This is a genomic window from Enterovibrio baiacu (assembly GCF_004120195.1).
Classification (GTDB): domain Bacteria; phylum Pseudomonadota; class Gammaproteobacteria; order Enterobacterales; family Vibrionaceae; genus Enterovibrio; species Enterovibrio baiacui.
The window spans coordinates 38,870-61,664 of sequence record NZ_SCHN01000027.1; the positions used below are offsets into that span (position 1 = coordinate 38,870).

Below are 22,795 nucleotides of genomic sequence, written 5' to 3' on the forward strand. Positions count from 1 at the left end.
GTTGAGCCATGGAGACAGGGTATGTTTAATGGCGAGGTGAGGGGGCTCGTCTGTTTCTGATATGAAGACAAAAAGAAAAGGCTGCATTGCTGCAGCCTTTCGAGATATTAGGACGTCACAGTAAAACGTGATTACTTATGAATACCCAATTTCTTTTCCAAGTAGTGGATGTTCGCGCCACCGTGTTGGAAGTTCTCGTCTTTCATGATTTCCAGCTGAAGTGGAATGTTGGTTTTGATGCCATCAATGATGGTTTCTTGCAATGCGTTACGCATGCGCGCGATAGCAACATCGCGGTTTTCACCAAAACAAATCAGCTTACCGATCATTGAATCGTAGTGAGGCGGTACGGTGTAGCCAGAGTAAATGTGCGATTCCCAACGCACGCCCATGCCGCCTGGCGCATGGAAGCGTTCAATCTTGCCTGGGCAAGGAAGGAAGCGCTCTGGATCTTCCGCATTAATACGACACTCGATAGCATGGCCACGAATAACGATGTCGTCTTGCGTGAATGACAAAGGCTGGCCTGCGGCAATGCGCAGTTGCTCTTTGATCAGGTCAACGCCGGTCACCATTTCTGTGACTGGGTGTTCAACCTGAATACGGGTGTTCATTTCAATGAAGTAGAACTCACCGTTTTCATACAAGAATTCAAACGTACCTGCACCGCGGTAACCGATTTCGATACATGCACGGCAGCAACGCTCACCAATGTACTTACGCATTTCTGCAGTAATACCTGGTGCGGGTGCTTCTTCAACCACTTTCTGGTGGCGACGCTGCATTGAACAGTCACGCTCACCAAGGTGGATTGCACCGCCTTGACCATCTGCCAGAATTTGCACTTCAACGTGACGTGGGTTTTCTAGGAATTTCTCCATGTAAACGATGTCGTTGTTGAATGCCGCTTTCGCTTCTGCACGGGTCATGGCGATAGAGCTGGTTAGCTCTTCTTCAGAGCGAACAACGCGCATACCGCGACCGCCACCGCCACCAGAGGCTTTGATGATCACAGGGTAACCGATGCGTTTGGCGAAGGCTTTGTTCTTCGATTCATCATCGTCCAAAGGACCGTCAGAACCCGGAACACAAGGGACGCCTGCTTTTTTCATTGCATTGATAGCCGACACTTTGTCGCCCATCAAACGAATGGTTTCTGCGCGTGGTCCTACGAAAATGAAGCCTGATTGCTCAACTTGTTCAGCAAAGTCTGCGTTTTCCGAAAGGAAACCGTAGCCAGGGTGAATCGCAATCGCACCCGTCACTTCCGCAGCACTAATGATACGCGGGATGTTTAGGTAACTTTCAACACTGGATGCAGGGCCAATACAGACTGACTCATCGGCTAACAATACGTGTTTTAGATCGCGGTCCGCTGTTGAGTGGATCGCGACGGTTTTAATACCTAACTCTTTACACGCACGCAGAATGCGAAGTGCAATTTCACCGCGGTTAGCGATGACAATTTTATCTAACATAGCAGTCCTCGATTACTCGATGATGATAAGTGCTTCGTCGAATTCAACGGTTTGACCGTCTTCAAACAAAATCGCTTTAACCACACCCGCTTTATCAGATTGGATTTGGTTCATCATTTTCATCGCTTCGATGATGCAAAGGGTATCGCCAACATTCACTTGCTGACCCACTTCAACGAATGCACTCGCTTCAGGGCTTGGCGAACGGTAGAACGTACCTACCATAGGAGAAAGCACTTTGTGACCAGAGGCTTCTGCTGGTGCTGCTTCAACTGGCGCTGCAGGTGCAGTCGCCGCTGGAGCAGGTGCTACAGGTGCTGGAGCAGGCGCTGCTGCATATTGTACAGGTGCTGCAACGGGTGCCATTGCACGGCTGATGCGCACTGATTCTTCACCTTCTGAGATTTCCAGTTCAGCAATACCAGACTCTTCTACCAGCTCAATCAGTTTTTTGATTTTACGAATATCCATGGTGTCTTATCTCTTCAAAATTGTTGTTCAGTTGGCATCTGACTGCAGGCGGCGAGCCGCTGCCTTCAGGGCAAATTCGTATCCGTCTGCTCCCAATCCGCAAATAACGCCCACGGCTTTATCCGATAGGTAGGAATGGTGACGGAAAGGTTCACGTGCATGCACGTTGGACAGGTGTACCTCAATAAAAGGAATGCCTACCGAGAGAATGGCATCTCTCAGGGCTACGCTGGTGTGCGTAAATGCAGCTGGGTTGATGATGATGAAATCAGTGTTGCCCATCGCCTGATGAATGGTATCGATCAGGACGTGCTCGGCGTTTGATTGCACATGATCAAGCTGGATATTGAGTTGCGATGCTAGCGTTGTCATGTCCTCGACAATGCTTTTTAGCGTTTGCTGTCCGTAGTGTCCAGGCTCTCGAACGCCTAACATATTTAGGTTAGGGCCGTTTATGAGTAAAACTTTGCGATTTGTCGTCATGTTGATCGCTTTGTTCCTGTTCTTGTTGCTAAAAGACCGTATCTTTCGCTTTCGTATGAGTGAGGGATAAATCCCTGACATTTAGCTCTTCGGCTACACACTAAAACGCAATTATAGAGAAATCACCGCAAATGGCAGCAAAATACTGGTCTAATCAGACATAATTTGACATTCAACGTTACAGATTACGTGATTCTGACAAACGTTTCGGCGCAGTAGTTCACGATTTAATCACGCTTAAGCATCAAATTGTTAGATAGCTCCCACATATTAAGGGCTATGCCGAAGATGTCATCTATCTGACTCGCAAAGGCGTTACATTTTATGTCTTTTAATTAAGACACTGACGTGTTTGTTGTTTAAAACAGCAGAGGTGCTTGCTCTGTTGCGTATGAGGTGCCCTGTATCGTGGGCTTTCTCATTGCGCATCTCAACTTTGGCACAACATCACAGGGCTTTCTGTAATGTGTATTCTTTGTGCTTCAGTTTTGAACCCATCACCCAGAACCGCAAGGTTCGAACAACATGCTTATCAAGCTTTTTCTAAATTGCCCGCTAATTCAGACAATGGTGCAGTGATGTCTTCTGCACAGGGTTTGAACTTACGACGAGCCATCTTAGGAGGCTTTATGATACAAAAACGCTACGATGCCCTTAGCCAAGTGCTGCACTGGAGCATGGCTATCATCATTATTTATGCGACCCTTGCAGGCTACGCCATGCACTTGGTTATCGATTCGCACCCTACGATCTTCCATGTTCTTTCTGTTATCAATATGTCCCTGTCGACCATCGCGGCGGGATTGTTCGTCGTGCGTTGGGTATGGCGCTCATTTCGCCCTCCAGTAAAAGCGATTCCTTCTGGCACTGCGCTAGATAGAAACATCGCCAAGTTTGTTCACGGCGTTTTATATAGCCTGATGTTTTTTGTGTTCGCGACGGGCTTTTTGATGCTCAAAGAGCCGTTCTGGTTTTTCTGGATGTTTAAAATCCCCAATATCGTCAGCGATCCCGCGATCAACGCCTATTTCTTTACGTTGCATAGAGTGAGTTGTGCATTGCTGGCTTTTACTGTTGTTGTGCACGTTGCGGCTGTGCTTTATCACCAGTACTGGATGCGGGATAACATCATAGAAAGGCTGTTGCCGCCAAAAGGTGTGGCGTTGACGTTTAAGCATAAAAAGGGCCGCATTTAGCGACCCTTGAATGGTAAGTAACTTGCCGATGTTTGGTTTACACCACGGTAGATTTTTCTGCGATGAGTTTATCGACAACACCAGGATCGGCAAGCGTTGATGTATCACCAAGACTGCCCGTATCGCCCGTTGCAATCTTACGCAGAATACGGCGCATGATTTTACCTGAACGGGTTTTCGGCAGCGCATCTGTCCAGTGAATGAAGTCAGGTGACGCAATAGGACCGATTTCCTTACGAACCCAATTTTTCACTTCTTTGGTCAGTTCAGCACTTGGGATTTCGCCCGAGTTTAGCGTGATATAAGCGTAAATAGCCTGACCTTTGATGTCGTGCGGTACACCGACAATCGCAGCTTCTGCGATCTTGTCGAATGCAACCAACGCGGATTCGATTTCTGCTGTGCCCATGCGGTGACCAGAGACGTTCAATACGTCATCGACACGGCCTGTGATCCAGTAGTAACCGTCTTCATCACGACGCGCACCATCACCGGTAAAGTACATGCCTTTGAAGGTTGAGAAGTAGGTTTGCTCGAAACGCTCATGGTCGCCAAATACCGTACGCATTTGACCCGGCCATGAATCCAGCATCACCAAGTTACCTTCTGTCGCGCCTTCAACAATGTTACCCATGTTGTCGACCAATGCAGGTTGTACGCCGAAGAATGGACGGGTTGCCGAGCCTGGCTTCAACGCGGTTGCACCAGGCAGCGGTGAAATCAAGATACCGCCTGTTTCTGTCTGCCACCAGGTATCCACGATCGGACATTTGCTGTCGCCGATCGTTTTGTAATACCACTCCCACGCTTCAGGGTTAATCGGCTCGCCCACCGAACCCATAATACGCAGAGAGTCACGCTTGGTACCTTCAACCGCTTCGTTACCTTTCGCCATCAATGCACGAATAGCGGTGGGTGCAGTGTAAAGGATGTTTACTTGGTGCTTATCAACCACTTCACTCATGCGCGCGGTTGATGGGTAGTTTGGTACGCCTTCAAACAAGATGGTCTTCGCACCGTTTGCCAGTGGTCCGTAGATCAGGTAGCTGTGACCGGTGATCCAACCCACATCCGCGGTACACCAGAACACTTCGCCGTCTTGATAATCGAAAACGTACTTGAACGTCATGGTGGCATACACCAAGTAGCCGCCTGTGGTGTGTAGAACGCCTTTTGGTGTGCCTGTTGAGCCTGAGGTGTAAAGGATGAACAACGGATCTTCCGCGTTCATTTCTTCTGGCTCGCAGTTGTCTGAAACGACTGCCGTTGCTTCATGCCACCACACATCGCGATCTGATTGCCACTCAACAGCGTTGCCAGTGCGTTGGTAAACAACGACTTTCTCAACGCTTGTTACTGCTGGGTTTTTCAGTGCAGCATCCACGTTCTGTTTGAGTGGAACAGCGCGACCGCCACGTACACCTTCATCGGCAGTGATCACCACTTTTGCGTTTGAATCAACGATTCGGCCTGCAAGTGCTTCTGGTGAGAAACCACCGAAAACGATGGTGTGAACTGCGCCAATGCGGGTACAGGCAAGCATGGCAACCGCCGCTTCCATGACCATTGGCATGTAAAGACACACGACGTCGCCTTTACGAACACCTTGGCTTTTTAGGGCGTTGGAGAACTTACACACTTCTTTGTGAAGTTCTTTGTATGTCAGGGTTTTATCATCGGCCGGATCGTCGCCTTCCCAAATCAGCGCGACTTGATCGCCTTTGGTTTCAAGGTGACGGTCAATACAGTTGGCAGAAACATTCAGCGTGCCGTCTTCAAACCACTTGATGTTGACGTGGCCAGTATCAAAAGAGGTTTGCTTAACCTTGGTGAAAGGCTTGATCCAATCAACAATCTTGCCGTGCTCACGCCAGAATCCTTCTGGGTTAACGACTGACTGCTGATACATCTCGCGGTATTTATCATCGTTAACGTGTGCGTTTGCTTCGATTTCCGGCATTACCGGGTGCAGGTGGATCTCACTCATTATCTTTCTCCTTGTGTTCCTGCGTTATGCCTTTGGCATGTCCATTTATCGACCACGAAAAATAAGAATAGGATGCGGTATTGTGGTCTAGTTCCAATAAGGTCGGTTAGTTCAGGTTTCTCGACAATTAGACTTTAGGATGAGGACTGTGTTTTCTATGAAAACTGTGATGTGGCACTTTGGGCCATGAGGCATCGCTCTCATTTCAATGCGACATTTTGCGTTCTATTCAAACGGATTTGGGCATTGGTACATCACCATACTTCAGCCTCACATAGATGAGGGCTGCACTGATGGCATCCTCAAGTGCATCATGCCGACCAGACAGTGGCAGGTCGAGATGGTGTCCTATCGCCTCCATACTCAGATCATAGTAGGCATTGGGCAAAATATGTTCGAGTCGTTTTCGATAAAGATGGCTAACTTCTATCAATTGATTCGGCAATGGAAAGCCAAATAAACGGCGTGCATAGCGATCCAAAATCGATTTGTCGTAACGGATGTGATACCCCACCAAGGGACGGTTACCGATGAAATCGATCAATCTCGTCATGGCCTCTTGATCGCTCAATCCATTGTCTAAGTCCTGATGGCGAATGCGATGAATGGCGATCGATTGTGCGGTAAGGCTTTGTGGTGCACGCAATGAGATGGACAAAGGGTGGCTGGTGACGATGGTATTCCCGCGTATCACTGTGGCGGCGATGGTGATGAGATCGGCTTTATGCGGATCGAGGCTGGTAGTTTCACAATCCAGTGAGACCACTTCATCGCTTGTAGGCTTGTCAAAGAGGTGCGCGTAGGCGGTGTGCTTAAATCGATGACGATACCAATGACGCAGCAGCAGGTTCATGTTAATCCCTCACTTGATAGTGCGCCGCTAAGCGTTCTTTGAATGCCTTAACTTCGCTCAAGCTATGACGCAGCAAGTCTCTCTCCGTTCTTGGTAAGGCTGATACGTCGAGCAAATTGTGGGTTTCATCGTCATCGAGTTGCTGGCGTAAGCGCGTTTTCACGAACAGTTTCAATGCTTCTGTCAGGTTATTCGCGGTTTCTTCATCGATGGCGTTGTTCTGCACCAGTTGCGTTAAGCGTTCGAAGGTGTTGGTTTGAGGTAAGCCGTATTCCAATGCAAGCGTTCGCACCCCGTGAACCAAGGGGAATATGCCGCCTTTTTTCACGTCTAGCCCTTCTTTGTCTGCTTTCAAGCTGCCGAACAAAGTGAGAGGCACTCGAAACGCCAGACTTGGACGAATGAAGGTATTGAGTGCCAGCATGTTCCCTTTCAGAGTGTCGACCAAGGTCGAGGTTATGGCGGTCAATAATGTGGAATTTCCTGCGACAGCATGGCTATCTGCAAGGATAGCGAGATCCATGAGGCTACTTTCGTCGGAGACCTTCGAAAGATGACGGACCCTTTTCTCCCATTCTGACTCTGTGTTCACCCATTTGGGGTTGCTGACCATGACTTTGCCTGGGCATGCGGGGTATCCCAATCTTGAAAGCACGTTGCTGAATGCTTGCATGTCGTCATGAACACTTGGCCAGTCAACAGCGTCTTGCACGATGAGTCCGTTATCTTGGTCTGTTTTCAGAATTTGCTCTCCACGGCCTTCTGACCCCATGACGAAAAGACAACATTGTGCATGGCGATGTGCTGGAATGGTGAGTTGAAAGGCTTTCTCGATGATTTTCTCGTTCACCGCAGAGATAAGCTCCATCACAAACTGTGTGTGTATGCCGTTGTTACTGAGGGTTTCGACGAGTTGCTGCTGGCTGTTTGCGGCTTGAGCAAGCTCTTCAATGGACGATGCGCGATTGATTTGTAGCGATAGCACGTGTGAGTGGGTCGAGAACAAACTCAGCACTTGTGTCATGTCGAGCATGCCGACGGTTTGATCTTCATGGGTGACACGGACGCGCTTTACTCTGTCGCGCGTCATTAAAATCATGGCATTGAAAAGGTAATCTCCCAACTTCACGCTGATCACGGGGGAGCTGGCGACGTCGCCAATAGGGTGTGACGTCGGAAGGCCGTTTTCGACGATGGCATGTAAAAGGTTGGTGCGTGTAATGATGCCGATATCCTTGGGGTTGTCCGTCAACGACACCAAGGCGCAATCTTGTTGCTGCTTTTTCAGTACCAAGGTCGCTTCGTGAATCGAGGTGCTGTGCGGCAAGGTCAGTATTGGCTGAATGTTGGTTTCATCAACCTGCGTCAGAATGAATTCAGCGAGGTTCTTTTGTTTTTGCGCGTGCTCGAGCAATTTTTTTCGCTGGCTGAAACTCGCCGTAAAATAGTCCGCAAATGACGGGTTGTTTTCGTACAGTGACAAAAACACCGATTTAGGCAGCACATAGCAAAGCGTGTCTTCCAGCGCCTTGTATCTGTGTTTGGCGGTGCCACTCAATACGGCGTGAGCATCGAACAGGTCATCTTTGATGTATTGCGCGAAGACTTCTTTCGTTTCACTGTCACTCTGTTCAACGCGGCCTTTCAGTACGATGAAAAGGTGGGTCGTGTCGGCTTCTTGTTCGATGACGCTGTCGCCGCGACGGAAATAGGAAACGTCGAGAGAAGAAACAAGCAGCTTCACTTGTTTTGGGGTGAGCCGATTGAACGGCGGCGAGGTGGTGTCGAACGGTTGTGGCATAGAGACTCCCAAGGTGCGAGACAGTATTTTTCACGCAAAAACAGAGGTCTTACGTCGAGCATATAGTCACAGTGTGTCTGAGTGGTGAGAGGCTCGCCAGCAGACTTTAGTCTAGATATTAAGCCAGAAAGTCGCTGTTAACTTAGGCGGTTCGCTGTCAAAATAGCCACCACCTCGTTGGCACTAAGGATTTGCCGTTTTGTCTTTTCTCCGACCTTCGCCGTATCGCTGGCTTTCTTTTTACTACAGCGCATTCTTCTTCTCTTTTGGCGTGTATTTGCCTTTCTGGTCGCTGTGGTTGGCATGGTTAGGGTTGTCGGCAGATGACATTGGCATTGTGATTGGGGCGGGGGTCATGGCCCGCTTTGTGGTGAATCTGACGGTCACGCCGCGTTTTCATTTGCCTAGACATTTGCTTCCCGCCATTCGTTGGTTGTCATTCCTTGGCGCGGTTGTGGGTTTTATTCACCTTGCAGCGTCCCCCAACTTGTTTGTGCTGTCTGCACTGTCAGTGTTTATCAACTGTGTCATTGGCCCATCCATTCCTGTGAGTGACGCCATTGCAAACCACTATCACCGCCGGAAGTTACTGGACTATGGCCGTGCTCGCGTTTGGGGCTCAATCGCATTTATCGTGGGGTCGACCGTGACGGGATGGTTAGTGGAGGAATTTGGTGCGGGTATCATTGTGCCTGTTGCTGCAACGGCGATGTTGATTGGCTGGGGATTGAGTTTGATGAGTCCATCGCCTTTGCCAAGAGGGGACGACGCCGATGCATCCCACCGCCCACCGCTATTGAGCGTACTAAAAGCGCCAAACGTCATCACTTTCATGGTGATCGTGTCTTTGCTGCAAAGTAGCCATGCGGCCTATTACGCGTTTAGCTCCATCCATTGGACGCAATCAGGCTTGGCCGATTCAACCGTAGGGTATTTGTGGAGCTTAGGGGTTGGTGTTGAAGTGTTGATGTTTGCGGTTGGCTCTCGCTTTTTTAGCGACGGGTCAGTGCAAACGTTATTTCGACTCTCGGCGCTTTCCGTCATCATTCGTTGGACACTGACAGCGTGGTCGACAGACATTAACGTGCTCATTTTGGCGCAATCGCTCCATGGGTTTACATTTGGTCTTACCCATATTGCGGCGATGCGTTACATACAGCAGCAACCTGCAGAACGTATTATGGCATTACAGGCGTTATACAATGCGCTAGCGCTTGGCGCTGTGATGGCTCTGGTGACAATGTTAAGCGGCGAGCTGTATACATCCTTCTCTGGCAGCAGCTTTTTCGTGATGGCCGCTTTTGGTTTGCCTGTGCTGTTTTTATCACTTCCTTCATCTCAACAAGAGACCCCGCCAGAAGAAGCGACAGGCTGATTTTTCCATGCTCGGCGCTGAACTATTGAGGGTGGACATGTTCACTAAAAGGCAGTAGTAAGTGCACTTAGATGAATAAAGATGGCTTGTCGCACTACTTAGGAGAGCTGGCTCACGGGGATAAAGCGGCACGTTGTTGTCGCGATGTCGGCGTGGTAAACAACATCTTGAAATAACGACATCTCATGGAAGGGATTATGTCAGCTGGATGGATTGTGGTGCCCGTGGCGCTGGCTTACCTCGGGGTTTTATTCTTAATCGCATGGTACGGCGATAATCGCCCGCGCTGGCTTCGCGGTTGGCGACCATGGATTTATAGCCTTTCTATTGCGGTCTATTGTACCTCGTGGACCTTTTTTGGCACGGTGGGGCAGGCATCCAGTCAGCCTTGGTCATTCCTTCCTATCTATCTTGCCCCCATCTTGGTGTTCACCATTGGTTGGCGCTTTCTCGCGCGGATCATATTGATTGCTAAACGCGAACACATTACCTCTATTGCTGACTTTATCGCGGCACGATACGGGAAATCACAAGGCTTAGCGGTGCTTGTCACAGTGATCGCCGTTGTGGGTATTTTGCCGTATATCGCGCTTCAACTGCGTGGTATCACCATGGGGCTGGATGTTATTGCCCCGAATATCGGGAAAGATGCAGGGCTAGACCAAGGGCAGATCACGTGGCTCGTGTGCGTGTCCTTGGCCATGTTTACCGTACTGTTCGGTACAAGACACATTGACTCTACCGAGCATCACCGCGGCATGATGATGGCGGTGGCGTTTGAATCTATCGTCAAGCTGGTGGCGTTTTTGGTGGTGGGGTTGTTTGCCGTCAGTATGCTGCTTGAAACAGACATTGCGTTACCGTCACTGGCAGAAACGGGCGTTGTGGGGCCACCCAATTGGGGGGCATTGCTGGTGCATACTCTGCTCACCATGGCGGCCATTATCTGTCTTCCTCGGCAGTTTCACACCATGGTGGTGGAGAATTCACGCGCCCAAGATTTGCATACGGCGCGCTGGGTTTTCCCTTTGTATCTGCTGCTGATGGGCATCTTTGTTCTGCCGTTGGCCTATGCGGGACAGGTTTTCTTGCCGCAATTCTCGGCAGATACCCACGTGATTCAACTCCCTTTATCGACGGGCAATGACGGCATTGCATTGCTGGCCTTTTTAGGTGGGGCATCCGCCGCGAGCGGCATGGTCATCGTCTCGACGATTGCACTGGCGATCATGGTATCGAATGACCTTGTTCTGCCGCAGTTACTGCGAAGAATGCGTATTTCGAACCGTAACTTCACTCAGTTTTCCGGCCTATTGCTCAATGTTCGTCGCGCCCTGATTTTCCTATTGCTGATTGCCGCCTGGGGCTTCTATCAGCTCATTCTTGAAGTGCCTTCACTCTCTGCCATTGGCTTTTTATCGTTCGCAGCGATTGCGCAATTTGCCCCGCCTTTGGTGGCAGGCATCTATTGGCGTCAGGCCAATAAGAAGGGCGTGTATGCAGGCTTAGTGTCAGGGTTCATCGTCTGGTTGATGACCCTCATGACTCAAACCGGCATGCTGGCAGGCACGGCAGATACCAATCTCGTGCTCTGGCTTTTAGCGCCGCCAGCGCTGCCCTTTTTCCGTGAATTAAGCGCGGTGGATTGGGGGATGGTGCTGAGTTTGATGGTCAATACCGCCTGCTTTGTGGGCGTATCGATGGCAACGCGTCCGTCACTCAGTGAGCGCTTACAAGCGGCGAGTTTTGTGGGAACCCCTTTGCCGGAAGGCGATGACAGCAGCCTGTACCAAAGCCGTGTCACCGTGGCGGAACTGGAAATGCTCGCAGCACGATTTGTTGGCCGCACGCGGATGCGACAAACCTTTCGCACTTTCGGCGAACAACGTGGTGAAACCTTGCTGCCACAGCAGCAAGCCAGTGCGGCCTTGATCCGTCACACTGAGCGTGTGCTTGCGGGTGTGTTTGGGGCATCGTCAGCGAAGTTGGTACTGACCTCCGCGCTGCAAGGCCGCAACATGCAATTGGAAGAAATCGCGACCATCGTTGATGAAGCCTCGGAGCTTTTCGATTTTAGCCGGGGCTTGTTGCAAGGTGCGATCGAACACATCAGCCAAGGCATTTCGGTGGTGGACAAACAACTGCGGCTGGTGGCGTGGAACCAGCGTTATGTTGAGCTTTTCAAATTCCCACCGGATCTGATTCAAGTCGGCAGGCCCATCGCAGATGTGGTGCGTTATAACGCTGAGCGTGGGCTTTGTGGCCCTGGTGAGATAGAAGCGCACGTGGCGAAGCGCGTGTCGTATTTACGCCAAGGCTCACCCCATACGTCATCTCGTGTTCACCCGGATGGACGGGTTATTGAGGTGCAGGGGAACCCGATGCCGGGCGGCGGGTTCGTCATGAGTTTTACTGACATCACGGCGTTCCGTGATGCAGAAGAAGCGTTGAAGCAATCCAACGAAACGCTGGAAGCGCGTGTTATTGCACGTACTCAGGAGTTGGAATCGCTAAACCGTCGCCTGATCAGTGCAACCAACAAAGCAGAACATGCCTCGCAATCGAAAAGCCGTTTGTTAGCCGCTGTAAGTCACGACTTAATGCAACCGCTGAACGCCGCGCGCTTGTTTGCCTCTTCGCTCAATGAAATGGCACAAGACCAAGATGTGCAGAACATGTCGGGACACATTGAAAGTGCCCTTGGCGCGGCGGAAGATTTGATCGGGGATTTGTTGGATATTTCTCGTTTGGAATCGGGAAAAATGAAGGCCCAAATTACTGACTTTGATTTGGATGAGGTGTTTTCAACTCTCGCGGCGGAATTTGGCATGATTGCTAATGAACAAGGCGTGCAGTTCAAGGTGTTACCCACAGGGCTGCGTATTCGCTCCGATCGCCGCCTTCTGCGTCGAGTGCTGCAAAACTTCCTGACGAATGCGTTTAGGTACAACCCCGATGGACGTGTGCTGTTGGGTGTGCGTCGTCGTGGCGATGAGTGCAGCATTGAAGTGTGGGATAACGGGCCTGGGATCCCTGAAGACAGACAGCAAGATATCTTCGATGAATTTACGCGTATTGATCGAAAGGGCGCTGAGTTGGGTTTAGGGCTCGGCCTTGCGATTGCGCGCGGGATCAGCCGGATCTTAAATCAATCTTTGGATCTTCGCTCTTGGCCGGGAAAAGGCACGGTTTTTTCCATCACTGCGTCCGTGACAACAGTGATGCCTCAGGTGTGTGACACTGGGGTTGAGGCTGATGCGGCACCGAAAAATAGTATGCAACTGGCTGGGGTTCGTGTGCTGTGTGTGGATAATGAAAGGGACATCTTGGCAGGCATGGAAAGCCTGTTATCTCGCTGGGGTTGTGAAGTGAAAGTCGCAGAAGATCTGGATGAGGTCGTCGCGTGTTTCCAGCAAGATTGGTTGCCCGATTTTATCTTGAGTGACTACCATTTAGCGCCGTCCTTGACCGGGCTGGATGTATTGCAAGAATGTCGACGTTTGCTGGGGGATGCTTTTTATGGGGCGATCATTACCGCAGACAGAACGCAAGAAACGCAGCAATGTATTCGAGAAAAAGGCTTTGGATACATTGCTAAACCCGTGAAGCCGCTGAAGTTACGCGCATTGCTTCAACAAGGAGTGAGCTAGAATGGAAGTGTTTTCGATCCCTCGATTAGATACCGAAGTCGGCCTGATCCGCGCCGAAGGTCAATGGGATCCGGTGACTGCAGACATTCAACTGACAGAGTTAGCCCTTATGGGGACCGACGGCTGGATGGATGTGACATTTTGGATGACCGAGCAAGAGCATGAATCACGCATTGCAGCGGTGATTGCAGCTGCCAAGTTGTACTTGGTGTGACCGATGCTGCTGACGATGTATTTCTGCGCCTAGCGAGGTCGTCAAACGCAGAAAAAAATGCGCGCTAAAAAGCGCGCCGATAAGGATAATCCCTTTCCTCAATGCTGCTTATCGCCAATTTTAAGCGTGAACAGCAGGTCAGGGTGAGAAAGTCAGAGCCAGTATGTTTACTGGCTTTTTTCATCGTCTGAAAAGTAAGTTTTGTATTCCACGAACGTTGTAGGCGTTTCGCCGTAATAGAACGTCCCTTCTGATTTCACCACCAATTGAATGGCACTTTCTTCGCTGGTCGGCGCAGGCAAGTCAACCATCCACTCCGTGCCGTTGGTGCTGTTGCTTTCCATGTCGACAGGGGATGGAAGAGGCTGTTGTTCCTTATTCTGCATGATGCTGATCTTCGCACCATCAAGAACAAAATCTGATGTAAGTTTGATAACGACTTCACTGTCCGTGAGGCGTTCTGAGCGTAATTGAATCTTAAAATCGCCATTGGCGAGTGTGCAAAGGCCGCTGGTGTATCGACAATTCGAGCGTGCGGCGAGCTTGTAGGCTTCGCCTTCTTTCGCGACAAGTGCTTTTTCACTGACGGCTAAATCAACCCCAAAATACGCAATGATGGCTAAGATGGGGGCGACAATCATCGCAAGTACAATGTGTTTGTTTTTAAACATAATAATGAGACTTTTCCACATTCATCCTTGAGTAAGGCTCAACATACCGTACCCGAGTGATAAAAAAAGCCCCAAGGCGGGGCTTTTTAATCGTTACGTGATGCTCCTATCTCTCTTTTGTCTCTTGCTGCGTCATCGCCCTGTAGCAAGAGAGGTTGGAGAGTCTGTTCAATGGGTTCTCTGTGGTGTTAATCCAAAGAGAACCACCATGAACATTGTCTTCGTGCTTAGTGAGACTGCGCGTCACCAGCACCTGTTGGTACACGAACACTTTCTACCAACTCTTTCACTTCTTCTGGCGTTTCTGCGGTTACGCGAGACACCAAGATAGCGACAGCGAAGTTGAAGATTGCGCCGATAGCACCAAATGCGTTTGGTTCGATACCGAAGAACCAGTTGCTGCCCCAGTCTTTTAAGTATGTCCAATCAGCAACAAACAAGATGCCTTTGTGTTGGAATACATAGAACAGCGTGACACTGATACCGGCGATCATGCCCGCAATCGCGCCTTCTTTGTTGATGCTCTTCGAGAAGATCCCCATCATCAAGGCAGGGAAGATAGAAGACCCTGCGAGGCCGAAGGCGAGTGCGACCGTACCGGCGGCAAAGCCAGGCGGATTGAGCCCGAGGTAACCGGCCACCAAGATGGCGAATATCATGGCTATTCGACTTGCCCGTAGTTCTGCTTTTTCGGATATCGATGGGTTGATAACCCCTTTTATCAAGTCATGCGATACCGCTGACGAGATGGCGAGCAGAAGGCCTGCTGCGGTAGACAGTGCTGCTGCCAGACCACCTGCTGCAACCAGTGCAATCACCCAGTTTGGAAGTTTCGAGATTTCAGGGTTCGCAAGCACCATGATGTCACGGTCAACTTTCAGCTCATTTGTTTCTGCGCTTGAGGTGTACTGGATTTTGCCGTCGTTGTTTTTATCATCAAAACCAAGAAGGCCCGTTTTCTCCCAGTTTTTAAACCAATCAGGACGCTCGTCATAGGCAAGGTGCTGACCTGGTGCAGGGTTAACGGTGTCCATCAGGTTGATACGCGCCATTGCTGCAACCGCGGGAGCCGTGGTGTACAAAATCGCGATGAAGAACAGTGCCCAACCTGCAGAAGTACGCGCATCACGCACTTTCGGTACGGTGAAGAAGCGGATGATAACGTGTGGTAGACCCGCCGTACCAATCATCAGGGACATGGTGTAAACAAACATGTTTAACGTGTCGCCCCGAGAGGTGGTGGTGTATTCCGTAAACCCGAGTTCGGTCACCACCTGATCAAGCCGGTCGAGCAGATACTGATCCGTCCCTACCATTGTGCTGCCCAAACCAATCTGTGGCAGTGGGTTGCCTGTAAGTTGCAGAGAGATAAATACAGCAGGAATGGTGTATGCCAAAATCAGAACACAGTACTGTGCGATCTGGGTGTAGGTGATCCCTTTCATACCACCCATCACGGCGTAGATGAATACGATACACATACCGATACCAAGACCTGTTGCGTAGTCCACTTCAAGGAAGCGACCGAATGCAACACCAACGCCTTTCATCTGACCGATAACGTAGGTAATAGAAGCGATGATCAGACAGGCAACCGCAACGATGCGTGCCGTGTTGGAGTAAAAGCGCTCTCCGATAAACTCGGGCACGGTAAATTTGCCGAATTTACGAAGGTAAGGCGCAAGAAGGAGTGCAAGAAGCACGTAGCCGCCAGTCCAACCCATCAGGAAGACCGAGCCGCCGTAGCCCATGAAGGCAATCAAACCTGCCATGGAGATAAATGATGCTGCAGACATCCAGTCTGCTGCTGTCGCCATGCCGTTTGCGATAGGGTTAACGCCACCGCCTGCAACATAGAATTCTTTTGTCGACCCTGCGCGCGCCCAAATTGCAATCGCGATGTACAGGACAAATGTCGCCCCTACGACGAGGTAGGTAATTGTTTTCAAATCCATTTCTAAAACCCCTTACTCGTCGTCTACGCCGAATTCGCGGTCAAGCTTTCGCATTTGACGCGCGTAAACGAAAATAATGCCGAGGAAGACGTAAATTGAGCCTTGCTGAGCAAACCAGAACCCGAGTTTGTAACCACCAATCTGAATCGTATTCAAAGCATCGACGAATAAGATTCCACAACCGAACGAAACCACGAACCAGATGGAAATAAGTATCACCATCAGTCGTAGATTTTTATTCCAGTAGGCTTGTGACTGTTCCTTGTTTTCGAACGCCATTGCCATCTCCTTAATTGACACGTTAATGGATTGTTACTTTTCGACAATAGCAGCCTAAAGACACGGGAACACTGCAACTTTAGTCGAGCGAGAAAGCGTGATAACTGGCTGTCAAAACTGGGTTTGTGTGATTCAGGGCATGCATTTGGTGGGGTTAACAAGATGTTAACTACGCCAAAGGTCTAATAGGCTTTAGGCTAAGTTGAGCAGGGGGATACCGTACGACTGCAAATTCTCTGTTGCAAAGAATGTAAGTGTTTTTTCCTAAGGGGAGCAGTGCGCAAGGAGGGTGTGGAAGTCGGGTTTCTTTTTAGATTCAGGGTATTGCTGTGGGGGATGAAAGCGCCATCGGGTAGGAAAGACTGACAGTAACCTGCGCCGATTCATGAAGCGTGCGAATATTCGCTTAGGTACGACACAAGTTACGCGTCAGGGTCCGTTTGTTGAAGCAGAATAACGGCTTGAGTGCGGTTTTTCACGCCGAGCTTTCTGAATATCGCCGTCATGTGCGCTTTGATGGTGGCTTCCGATACATCAAGCTCATACGCAATTTGCTTGTTGAGCAAACCATCAGACAACATGCTGAGCACTTTGTACTGCTGAGGCGTGAGCGACGCGATTTTATCCATCAAGGACTCTTCTTCACCTGCGTCGCTGAAATCGATACCGCTAGGGAAGCAAGGTTCACCGTCTAGGACCTTGTTCAGTGAGCCGATCAGTTCACGCATGTCGCTGGATTTAGGGATAAACCCAAATGCGCCATGGCTGTGCACTTGGCGTACGACACTCGCTTCTTCACTGGCAGAAATGACAACGATGGGGAGTTCGGGGTATTGGACGCGAAGGTGGATCAATCCAGACATACCATTAGCACCGGGCATTTTTAAATCCAGCAACAGTAAGTCGATGTCAGGTTCTTTCTCGAGTAATGCGGTGAGGCTGTCGAGCGAGTCTGCTTCCAACAGGTTCGCGCCGCTAATCGCCATATGAACGGATTGAAATAGCGCATTACGAAACAGTGGATGATCATCTGCGATGATAATTGTGTATTGTGCGTCCATAGGAAATATTTAATACCTCGTTAACAACCACGCTAACACTCGGGATCGGTTAGATCAATTTCGATGGACGCGAAGTAAGAGCCTGATCCCCCTAGATTTGTGGCAATGTAAGGGAGATCAAGTTTGGTTGCAAACCAGCGTTATTGTTTAATCAGCTGATTTTGAACAAGATGCGAGAGAAACGGAGAGGCTTTCATGAATCCGGTTAGGCGCGCCTCAGGCATGGGGTTGCCATTGGCATCCCAAAAGTCCAGTGTTGGCAATCCAAGCACATTAAGCGACATCAGCAATTTGATGTCTTGAGGACGGTTCGCCGTGACATCTGCCTGAAGTAACACGAAGTTTTGCAGCTCCGTCGCCACCTTCGGATCGTGGAAGGTGTACTTCTCAAACTCTTTGCACGCCAGACACCAATCGGCGTAGAAATCGACCATCACAGGTTTGCCCGCTTGTTTCGCTGCAGCAAGTTCTCGGTTCAGATCGTCAATACTCTCGATTCGAACAAAACTCACGTCAGGGACATCTGCTTTCACGGTTGAATTGAGCGCGTTATAGGTGTAAGCCGCGCCTGTGCTTAATCCCAGAATGGAGATGATAGCGAGGGTGCTCGCCAGCTTGCCAGGCTTGATTGAACGGCTGATATGGTAAAGCCAACCTAGCGCGGCGATAAGCCAGCCCATCCAAAGTCCGATGCTGGCTTGTTCTGGTAACAAACGTTCGAGCAAGAATAGGGGCACAGCCAACAACACGAACCCGAAGAAGACTTTCACCGTGTTCATCCAGTCGCCGGCTTTTGGCAGCAGTTTGTTGCCGAACATTGCCGCCAGAATAAGTGGGATACCCATGCCTAATGCCAAGGCGTAAAGGGTGATGGCGCCCGTGAGCAAGTCACCACTTTGCGCCACGTAAAGCAGTGCGCCCGACAGAGGCGCCGTGGTACACGGTGAGCAAATTAAGCCTGAGATTGCCCCCATGCTGAACACGCCGAGGTTGCTGCCACCGGTTTGTTGATTGCTCATTTGGCTCAAACGGGTTTGTAGACCCGAAGGGAGCTGAAGGTTAAATACGCCAAACATCGACATGGCCAACAAGATGAACAGTGTGCTTAATCCCATCAACACATACGGGTGTTGGAACGCCGCTTGGAACTGCAACCCTGCCGATGCAACAACAAGCCCGAGTAAGGTATAGGTAAGCGCCATGCCTTGTACATACAGCATGGAGAGTCGGAATGTTTGACCGTGGGTTTTCTTCCCGCCGCCCAGCACTATGCCCGTCAATATTGGGTACATCGGTAACACACACGGTGTAAATGCCAAGCCGATTCCCAAACCAAGGAAGAGCAAAGGTTGCCACCAATTGTCGGCAAGGCTGCTGACATCGGTTTGTTGGCTAGGTGTTGTTTGGTTCGCCGTTACCTGTTCTGAAGCATCTGTTGGGGCTTCCTGAGCACTGTCGGCTGGTGGGGTGGCAGTGCTTCCCGTGACGGCATAAAGCGGCACATTCACGGTTTCTGGGGGGTAACAAAATCCGGCTTCGGCACAACCTTGGTAGGTCACCGTGAGCATTGACGAATCGGTCGCTGAGATCACAGGCACAGAGACGGTGAGCGGCTGCTTGTAGATGTTCACTTCACCGAAGAATTCATCTTCGTAAGGCTGCCCTTGGCGCATGTCGAGTGCGCCAATTTGCGCATCACTACTGGGTGTTACGCCAATCTTATCTTGATACAAATAGTAGCCCGGCGTGACCTGCCAATCGAGGTAAACCCTGTCGCCTTGCTGGGTGAAATTAAATGGGAACGCCTGATCAACGGGCACAAATGCGGGGGCATTACTCGCAATAGGAGACGGTGAATTAAAAAGAGAGAACTCGGCGTGTGCAGGTAATACGCTGCACAGTGAGAGCGCAAAAAGGGCGAATATTCGGGAACCTATTGTCGACATGACCTTCATCGGGATGGGTTATTCCTAGAGTTAATTTCACTATATCACTGAGACCGGAAAAGGCCGAATTCGTTTCCCGATTCGTAAAGATTCGTCGGTATCTTTGGTTTTTGCTTGTCTGCTCATTCCCTTCAGGCAATAAAAAAGGGCTCCGAAGAGCCCTTTTCTTTGCATATTGATTGTATCGCGTTGGATTACAGTACGATACCGCCCACAACGAAACCAAGCGCTACAGACGTCGCAATGGTAACAACACCTGGAATAAAGAACGGGTGGTTGAAGACCAAATTACCGATACGGGTTGAACCTGTATCATCCATTTCAACCGCCGCCAACAGCGTTGGGTACGTTGGCAGAACGAACAGCGCACTCACGGCTGCGAACGATGCAATGGCGGTCAGTGGCGCAACGCCAATGGCCAGTGCCGCAGGCATCAGGGCGGTGGTAGTTGCACCTTGTGAGTAAAGCAGCATAGACGCGAAGAAAAGGATCATCGCCAGCATCCAAGGGTAGTCAGCCAGCAATGTGCCCGCGACTTCTTTGATGCCTTCAACGTGTGCGTTAACGAAGGTCGAACCCAACCATGCAACACCCAGAACACACACACATGCTGTCATGCCTGAACGGAACGTTGGTGCAGCAGCAATTTTCGATGCGTCGATACCCGTGGTGAAAACAATCGCCGTTGCAGCAGCAAGCATGAAGGTCATGATGGCTTCGTTACGACCCAATGTTGGGTTTTCAATCAAGCCAATGGAGCTTGAGATTGCTGCCGCATAGCCAACCACCAATACGATGGCGGCCAGGAAGATGAAGGTGGCTTTCTTCGCACTTGGTGCGATTTCGCGCTTCTGCGTACCTTGGATTTTGATCAAACCTTTCTCAAGACGCTCTTGGTAAACCGGATCGTCTTTCAGTTCGCAGCCCATGAAGTTAGCAACGAATGCACCTACCATACAGGCGATGAAGGTGGTTGGAATACAAATGCCAAGCAGAGTGAGGTAACCCACACCCATTGGTTCAAGGATGCCAGAGAAGAACACCACTGCCGCTGAAATTGGAGACGCTGTGATGGCGATTTGAGAGGCGATAACAGCGATAGAAAGTGGGCGAGATGGGCGAATGCCTTGCTCTTTTGCCACTTCAGCAATCACAGGAAGGGTTGAGAACGCAGTGTGGCCAGTACCCGCCATCATGGTCATCATGTAGGTAACGATTGGCGCGTAGAAAGTGATTTGTTTTGGGTTCTTTCTCAGGAAGTTTTCAGCCAGTTCAACCAGCCAATCCATGCCGCCAGCCACTTGCATCGCTGCAATTGCGGTGATCACAGACATGATAATTAAGATAACGTCGATAGGGATGTAGCTTTGACTCGTTGGCATGCCAAGTAGCAATGACAACACAATCACACCTGCTCCACCGGCTAAGCCGATACCGATACCGCCGATACGTGCGCCTAAGAAAATAAAGGCGAGTACGACAAACAACTCCACTGCAATCATGGATGACTCCTGTTTTAATTTTTAAATATAAAGACCAAACGGAGTTACTCTCTCCCCAGACAACACGCATCCCACGAATTATCGTGTTGAAGGCTTCCTGCCAAGCGTTCCATTGCGTTGATTTGCTGTGTTAAAGGGGTTTTCTAGCGTGGTGAAGAGTCACTTCGTTTAGTCGCTATGACAAAAAATGGGTATCGATTACCGATACCCATTGTTGTTTACATCTTAGTTATAGCGCTTCGCTTTATACTGCGGGTGCATCAAGTTTTCAACAGAGAAGATATCGTCTAACTGTTCTTCCGTCAGAAGACCGCGCTCAAGCACGACGTCACGAACGTTTTTGCCTGTTTCTGCACAAATCTTACCGACGATGTCGCCTTCATGGTGACCGATGAACGGGTTCAAGTAGGTGACGATACCGATAGAGTTGTAAACGTAGCTTTCACACACTTCTTTGTTAACGGTGATGCCGTTTACACACTTCTCGCCAAGGTTGACACACGCGTTTGACAGAATCTCGATAGATTCAAACAGCGCTTGACCGATAACAGGTTCCATAACGTTCAACTGAAGCTGACCCGCTTCTGCTGCGAATGTCACTGTGGTGTCGTTACCAATCACTTTGAAGCAAACTTGGTTAACCACTTCAGGGATAACTGGGTTTACTTTCGCTGGCATGATTGAAGAACCTGCCTGCATTTCTGGTAGGTTGATTTCGTTCAAACCAGCACGAGGACCAGATGAAAGTAGACGAAGGTCGTTACAGATCTTCGACAGTTTAACCGCAAGACGTTTCAGTGCGCTGTGAACCATCACGTATGCGCCACAGTCAGACGTTGCTTCGATCAAGTCTTCTGCTGGTGTGCAGTTCAGACCGGTCACTTCAGCAAGACGTTGAACAGCAAGTTGCTGGTAGCCAGCCGCAGCGTTCAAGCCTGTACCGATAGCCGTTGCACCCAAGTTCACTTCTAGCAGAAGCTCTGCTGTGTACTTCAGGTTTTTCACTTCTTCTTTTAGAAGGGTAGCGAATGCACGGAACTCTTGACCCACGGTCATTGGCACCGCGTCTTGAAGCTGGGTACGGCCCATTTTCAGAACGCCAGCGTTCTCTGTTGCTTTCGCGTCGAATTCGCTTTGTAGGTACTGGATAGAGTCAACCAGTGTCAGGATGCTGTTGTATACCGCAACACGGAAACCGGTAGGGTATGCACAGTTAGTCGATTGGCTCTTGTTGACGTGGTCGTTAGGGTTAACAACGTCGTATTCGCCTTTTTCTTTACCCATCAGCTCAAGTGCTAGGTTTGCAATCACTTCGTTAGCGTTCATGTTTACTGAGGTGCCTGCGCCGCCTTGGTAAACATCTGAAGGGAATTGGTCCATGCACTTGCCTGTGTCCAGGATCAGGTCACACGCTTTGATGATGTAGTCGCCCACATCCGCTGGAATAACACCCAGCTCTTTGTTCGCCATTGCTGCTGCTTTCTTGGTGAAAACCATACCGCGAACGAACTCTGGTACGTCAGAGATAGTGGTGCGTGAAATGTTAAAGTTTTCGACAGCGCGCAAAGTATGAATGCCGTAATACGCATCAGCAGGTACGTGGCGTTCGCCAAGTAAATCTTCTTCGATACGTGTAGCAAGGTGAGGGATAGTCAGGTTGTTTTCGAGATCAATCGTCTGAGACATGATTTGGCCCTAATGAACTTATAATTGGTTATTCTGTAGCCACAAATTTCGCTGTAGAGTCCGTTCATCAGAGATTTTGGCTGGATACGAAAGCTTTTGTATCCGTTTAATATGGGGTGATTTTACTCAGCAATTACAGCAAAAACATGCGTGAGATCACCATTCGCAACGAAGTGAATTTAATTGC

The 22,795-nt window shown here is 49.9% G+C and carries 17 protein-coding genes; 4 read left to right on the forward strand and 13 right to left on the reverse strand.

Annotated features, from left to right (window positions below; translation table 11 throughout):
* Positions 1 to 131 precede the first annotated feature (131 nt).
* Genes accC through aroQ form a run of 3 tightly spaced genes read right to left on the reverse strand, consistent with a single transcriptional unit; the run spans position 132 to position 2,432 of the window.
* On the reverse strand, positions 132 to 1,478 hold the full coding sequence (gene accC, locus EQP46_RS22415) for an acetyl-CoA carboxylase biotin carboxylase subunit (RefSeq protein WP_129495729.1): 1,347 nt from the start codon (positions 1,476 to 1,478) through the stop codon (positions 132 to 134).
* Between the two features lie 12 nt (positions 1,479 to 1,490).
* Positions 1,491 to 1,949 carry an acetyl-CoA carboxylase biotin carboxyl carrier protein gene (accB, locus tag EQP46_RS22420; RefSeq protein ID WP_129495730.1) on the reverse strand — a complete coding sequence of 153 codons (459 nt, stop codon included), beginning with the start codon at positions 1,947 to 1,949 and terminating at the stop codon, positions 1,491 to 1,493.
* Between the two features lie 27 nt (positions 1,950 to 1,976).
* Positions 1,977 to 2,432 carry a type II 3-dehydroquinate dehydratase gene (aroQ, locus tag EQP46_RS22425; RefSeq protein ID WP_129495731.1) on the reverse strand — a complete coding sequence of 152 codons (456 nt, stop codon included), beginning with the start codon at positions 2,430 to 2,432 and terminating at the stop codon, positions 1,977 to 1,979.
* Between the two features lie 629 nt (positions 2,433 to 3,061).
* Here aroQ and EQP46_RS22430 point away from each other — a divergent pair.
* Positions 3,062 to 3,628 (forward strand): cytochrome b, encoded by a 567-nt coding sequence (locus EQP46_RS22430; protein ID WP_129495732.1) that lies wholly within the window; start codon positions 3,062 to 3,064, stop codon positions 3,626 to 3,628.
* A gap of 37 nt (positions 3,629 to 3,665) precedes the next feature.
* Here the strand turns inward: EQP46_RS22430 and acs are convergent, their stop codons facing one another.
* The 3 genes from acs to EQP46_RS22445 form a co-directional block, all read right to left on the reverse strand.
* Complete coding sequence (gene acs, locus EQP46_RS22435; RefSeq protein WP_129495733.1) at positions 3,666 to 5,615, reverse strand: acetate--CoA ligase; 1,950 nt, start codon at positions 5,613 to 5,615, stop codon at positions 3,666 to 3,668.
* A 229-nt stretch (positions 5,616 to 5,844) separates the two neighbouring features.
* Positions 5,845 to 6,468: a 3'-5' exonuclease gene (locus tag EQP46_RS22440; protein WP_129495734.1), complete on the reverse strand. Its 624-nt coding sequence runs from the start codon at positions 6,466 to 6,468 to the stop codon at positions 5,845 to 5,847.
* A 1-nt stretch (position 6,469) separates the two neighbouring features.
* Positions 6,470 to 8,269 (reverse strand): DUF294 nucleotidyltransferase-like domain-containing protein, encoded by a 1,800-nt coding sequence (locus EQP46_RS22445; protein WP_129495735.1) that lies wholly within the window; start codon positions 8,267 to 8,269, stop codon positions 6,470 to 6,472.
* 199 nt (positions 8,270 to 8,468) lie between these two features.
* Between EQP46_RS22445 and EQP46_RS22450 the strand changes: the two genes are divergently transcribed.
* The 3 genes from EQP46_RS22450 (at position 8,469) to EQP46_RS22460 (ending at position 13,508) form a co-directional block, all read left to right on the forward strand.
* Positions 8,469 to 9,644, forward strand: coding sequence for a 3-phenylpropionate MFS transporter (locus EQP46_RS22450; RefSeq protein WP_129495736.1), 1,176 nt, complete (start codon positions 8,469 to 8,471; stop codon positions 9,642 to 9,644).
* Positions 9,645 to 9,841: 197 nt separating this feature from the next.
* Positions 9,842 to 13,294: a hybrid sensor histidine kinase/response regulator gene (locus tag EQP46_RS22455; protein ID WP_129495737.1), complete on the forward strand. Its 3,453-nt coding sequence runs from the start codon at positions 9,842 to 9,844 to the stop codon at positions 13,292 to 13,294.
* Between the two features lies 1 nt (position 13,295).
* On the forward strand, positions 13,296 to 13,508 hold the full coding sequence (locus tag EQP46_RS22460) for a hypothetical protein (RefSeq protein WP_129495738.1): 213 nt from the start codon (positions 13,296 to 13,298) through the stop codon (positions 13,506 to 13,508).
* 167 nt (positions 13,509 to 13,675) lie between these two features.
* On the opposite strand, the gene EQP46_RS22465 is transcribed toward EQP46_RS22460, so the two are convergent.
* The 7 genes from EQP46_RS22465 to aspA form a co-directional block, all read right to left on the reverse strand.
* Positions 13,676 to 14,179 carry a hypothetical protein gene (locus EQP46_RS22465; protein WP_167482789.1) on the reverse strand — a complete coding sequence of 168 codons (504 nt, stop codon included), beginning with the start codon at positions 14,177 to 14,179 and terminating at the stop codon, positions 13,676 to 13,678.
* Between the two features lie 227 nt (positions 14,180 to 14,406).
* Positions 14,407 to 16,134 carry a sodium:solute symporter family protein gene (locus EQP46_RS22470; protein ID WP_129495740.1) on the reverse strand — a complete coding sequence of 576 codons (1,728 nt, stop codon included), beginning with the start codon at positions 16,132 to 16,134 and terminating at the stop codon, positions 14,407 to 14,409.
* 12 nt (positions 16,135 to 16,146) lie between these two features.
* A complete protein-coding gene (locus tag EQP46_RS22475) occupies positions 16,147 to 16,413 on the reverse strand; it encodes a DUF4212 domain-containing protein (protein WP_017007870.1) in 267 nt (88 codons plus the stop codon).
* A 422-nt stretch (positions 16,414 to 16,835) separates the two neighbouring features.
* Positions 16,836 to 17,474, reverse strand: a complete 639-nt coding sequence (locus EQP46_RS22480) for a response regulator transcription factor (protein ID WP_129495741.1) — start codon at positions 17,472 to 17,474, stop codon at positions 16,836 to 16,838.
* Between the two features lie 140 nt (positions 17,475 to 17,614).
* Entirely contained in the window at positions 17,615 to 19,429 is a 1,815-nt protein-coding gene (locus EQP46_RS22485) for a protein-disulfide reductase DsbD (RefSeq protein ID WP_129495742.1), read from the reverse strand.
* 185 nt (positions 19,430 to 19,614) lie between these two features.
* On the reverse strand, positions 19,615 to 20,922 hold the full coding sequence (locus EQP46_RS22490; RefSeq protein ID WP_129495743.1) for an anaerobic C4-dicarboxylate transporter: 1,308 nt from the start codon (positions 20,920 to 20,922) through the stop codon (positions 19,615 to 19,617).
* A 225-nt stretch (positions 20,923 to 21,147) separates the two neighbouring features.
* The gene (aspA, locus tag EQP46_RS22495; RefSeq protein ID WP_129495744.1) at positions 21,148 to 22,608 is read right to left on the reverse strand and encodes an aspartate ammonia-lyase; all 1,461 of its coding nucleotides are present in this window, start codon (positions 22,606 to 22,608) and stop codon (positions 21,148 to 21,150) included.
* Positions 22,609 to 22,795 lie beyond the last annotated feature (187 nt).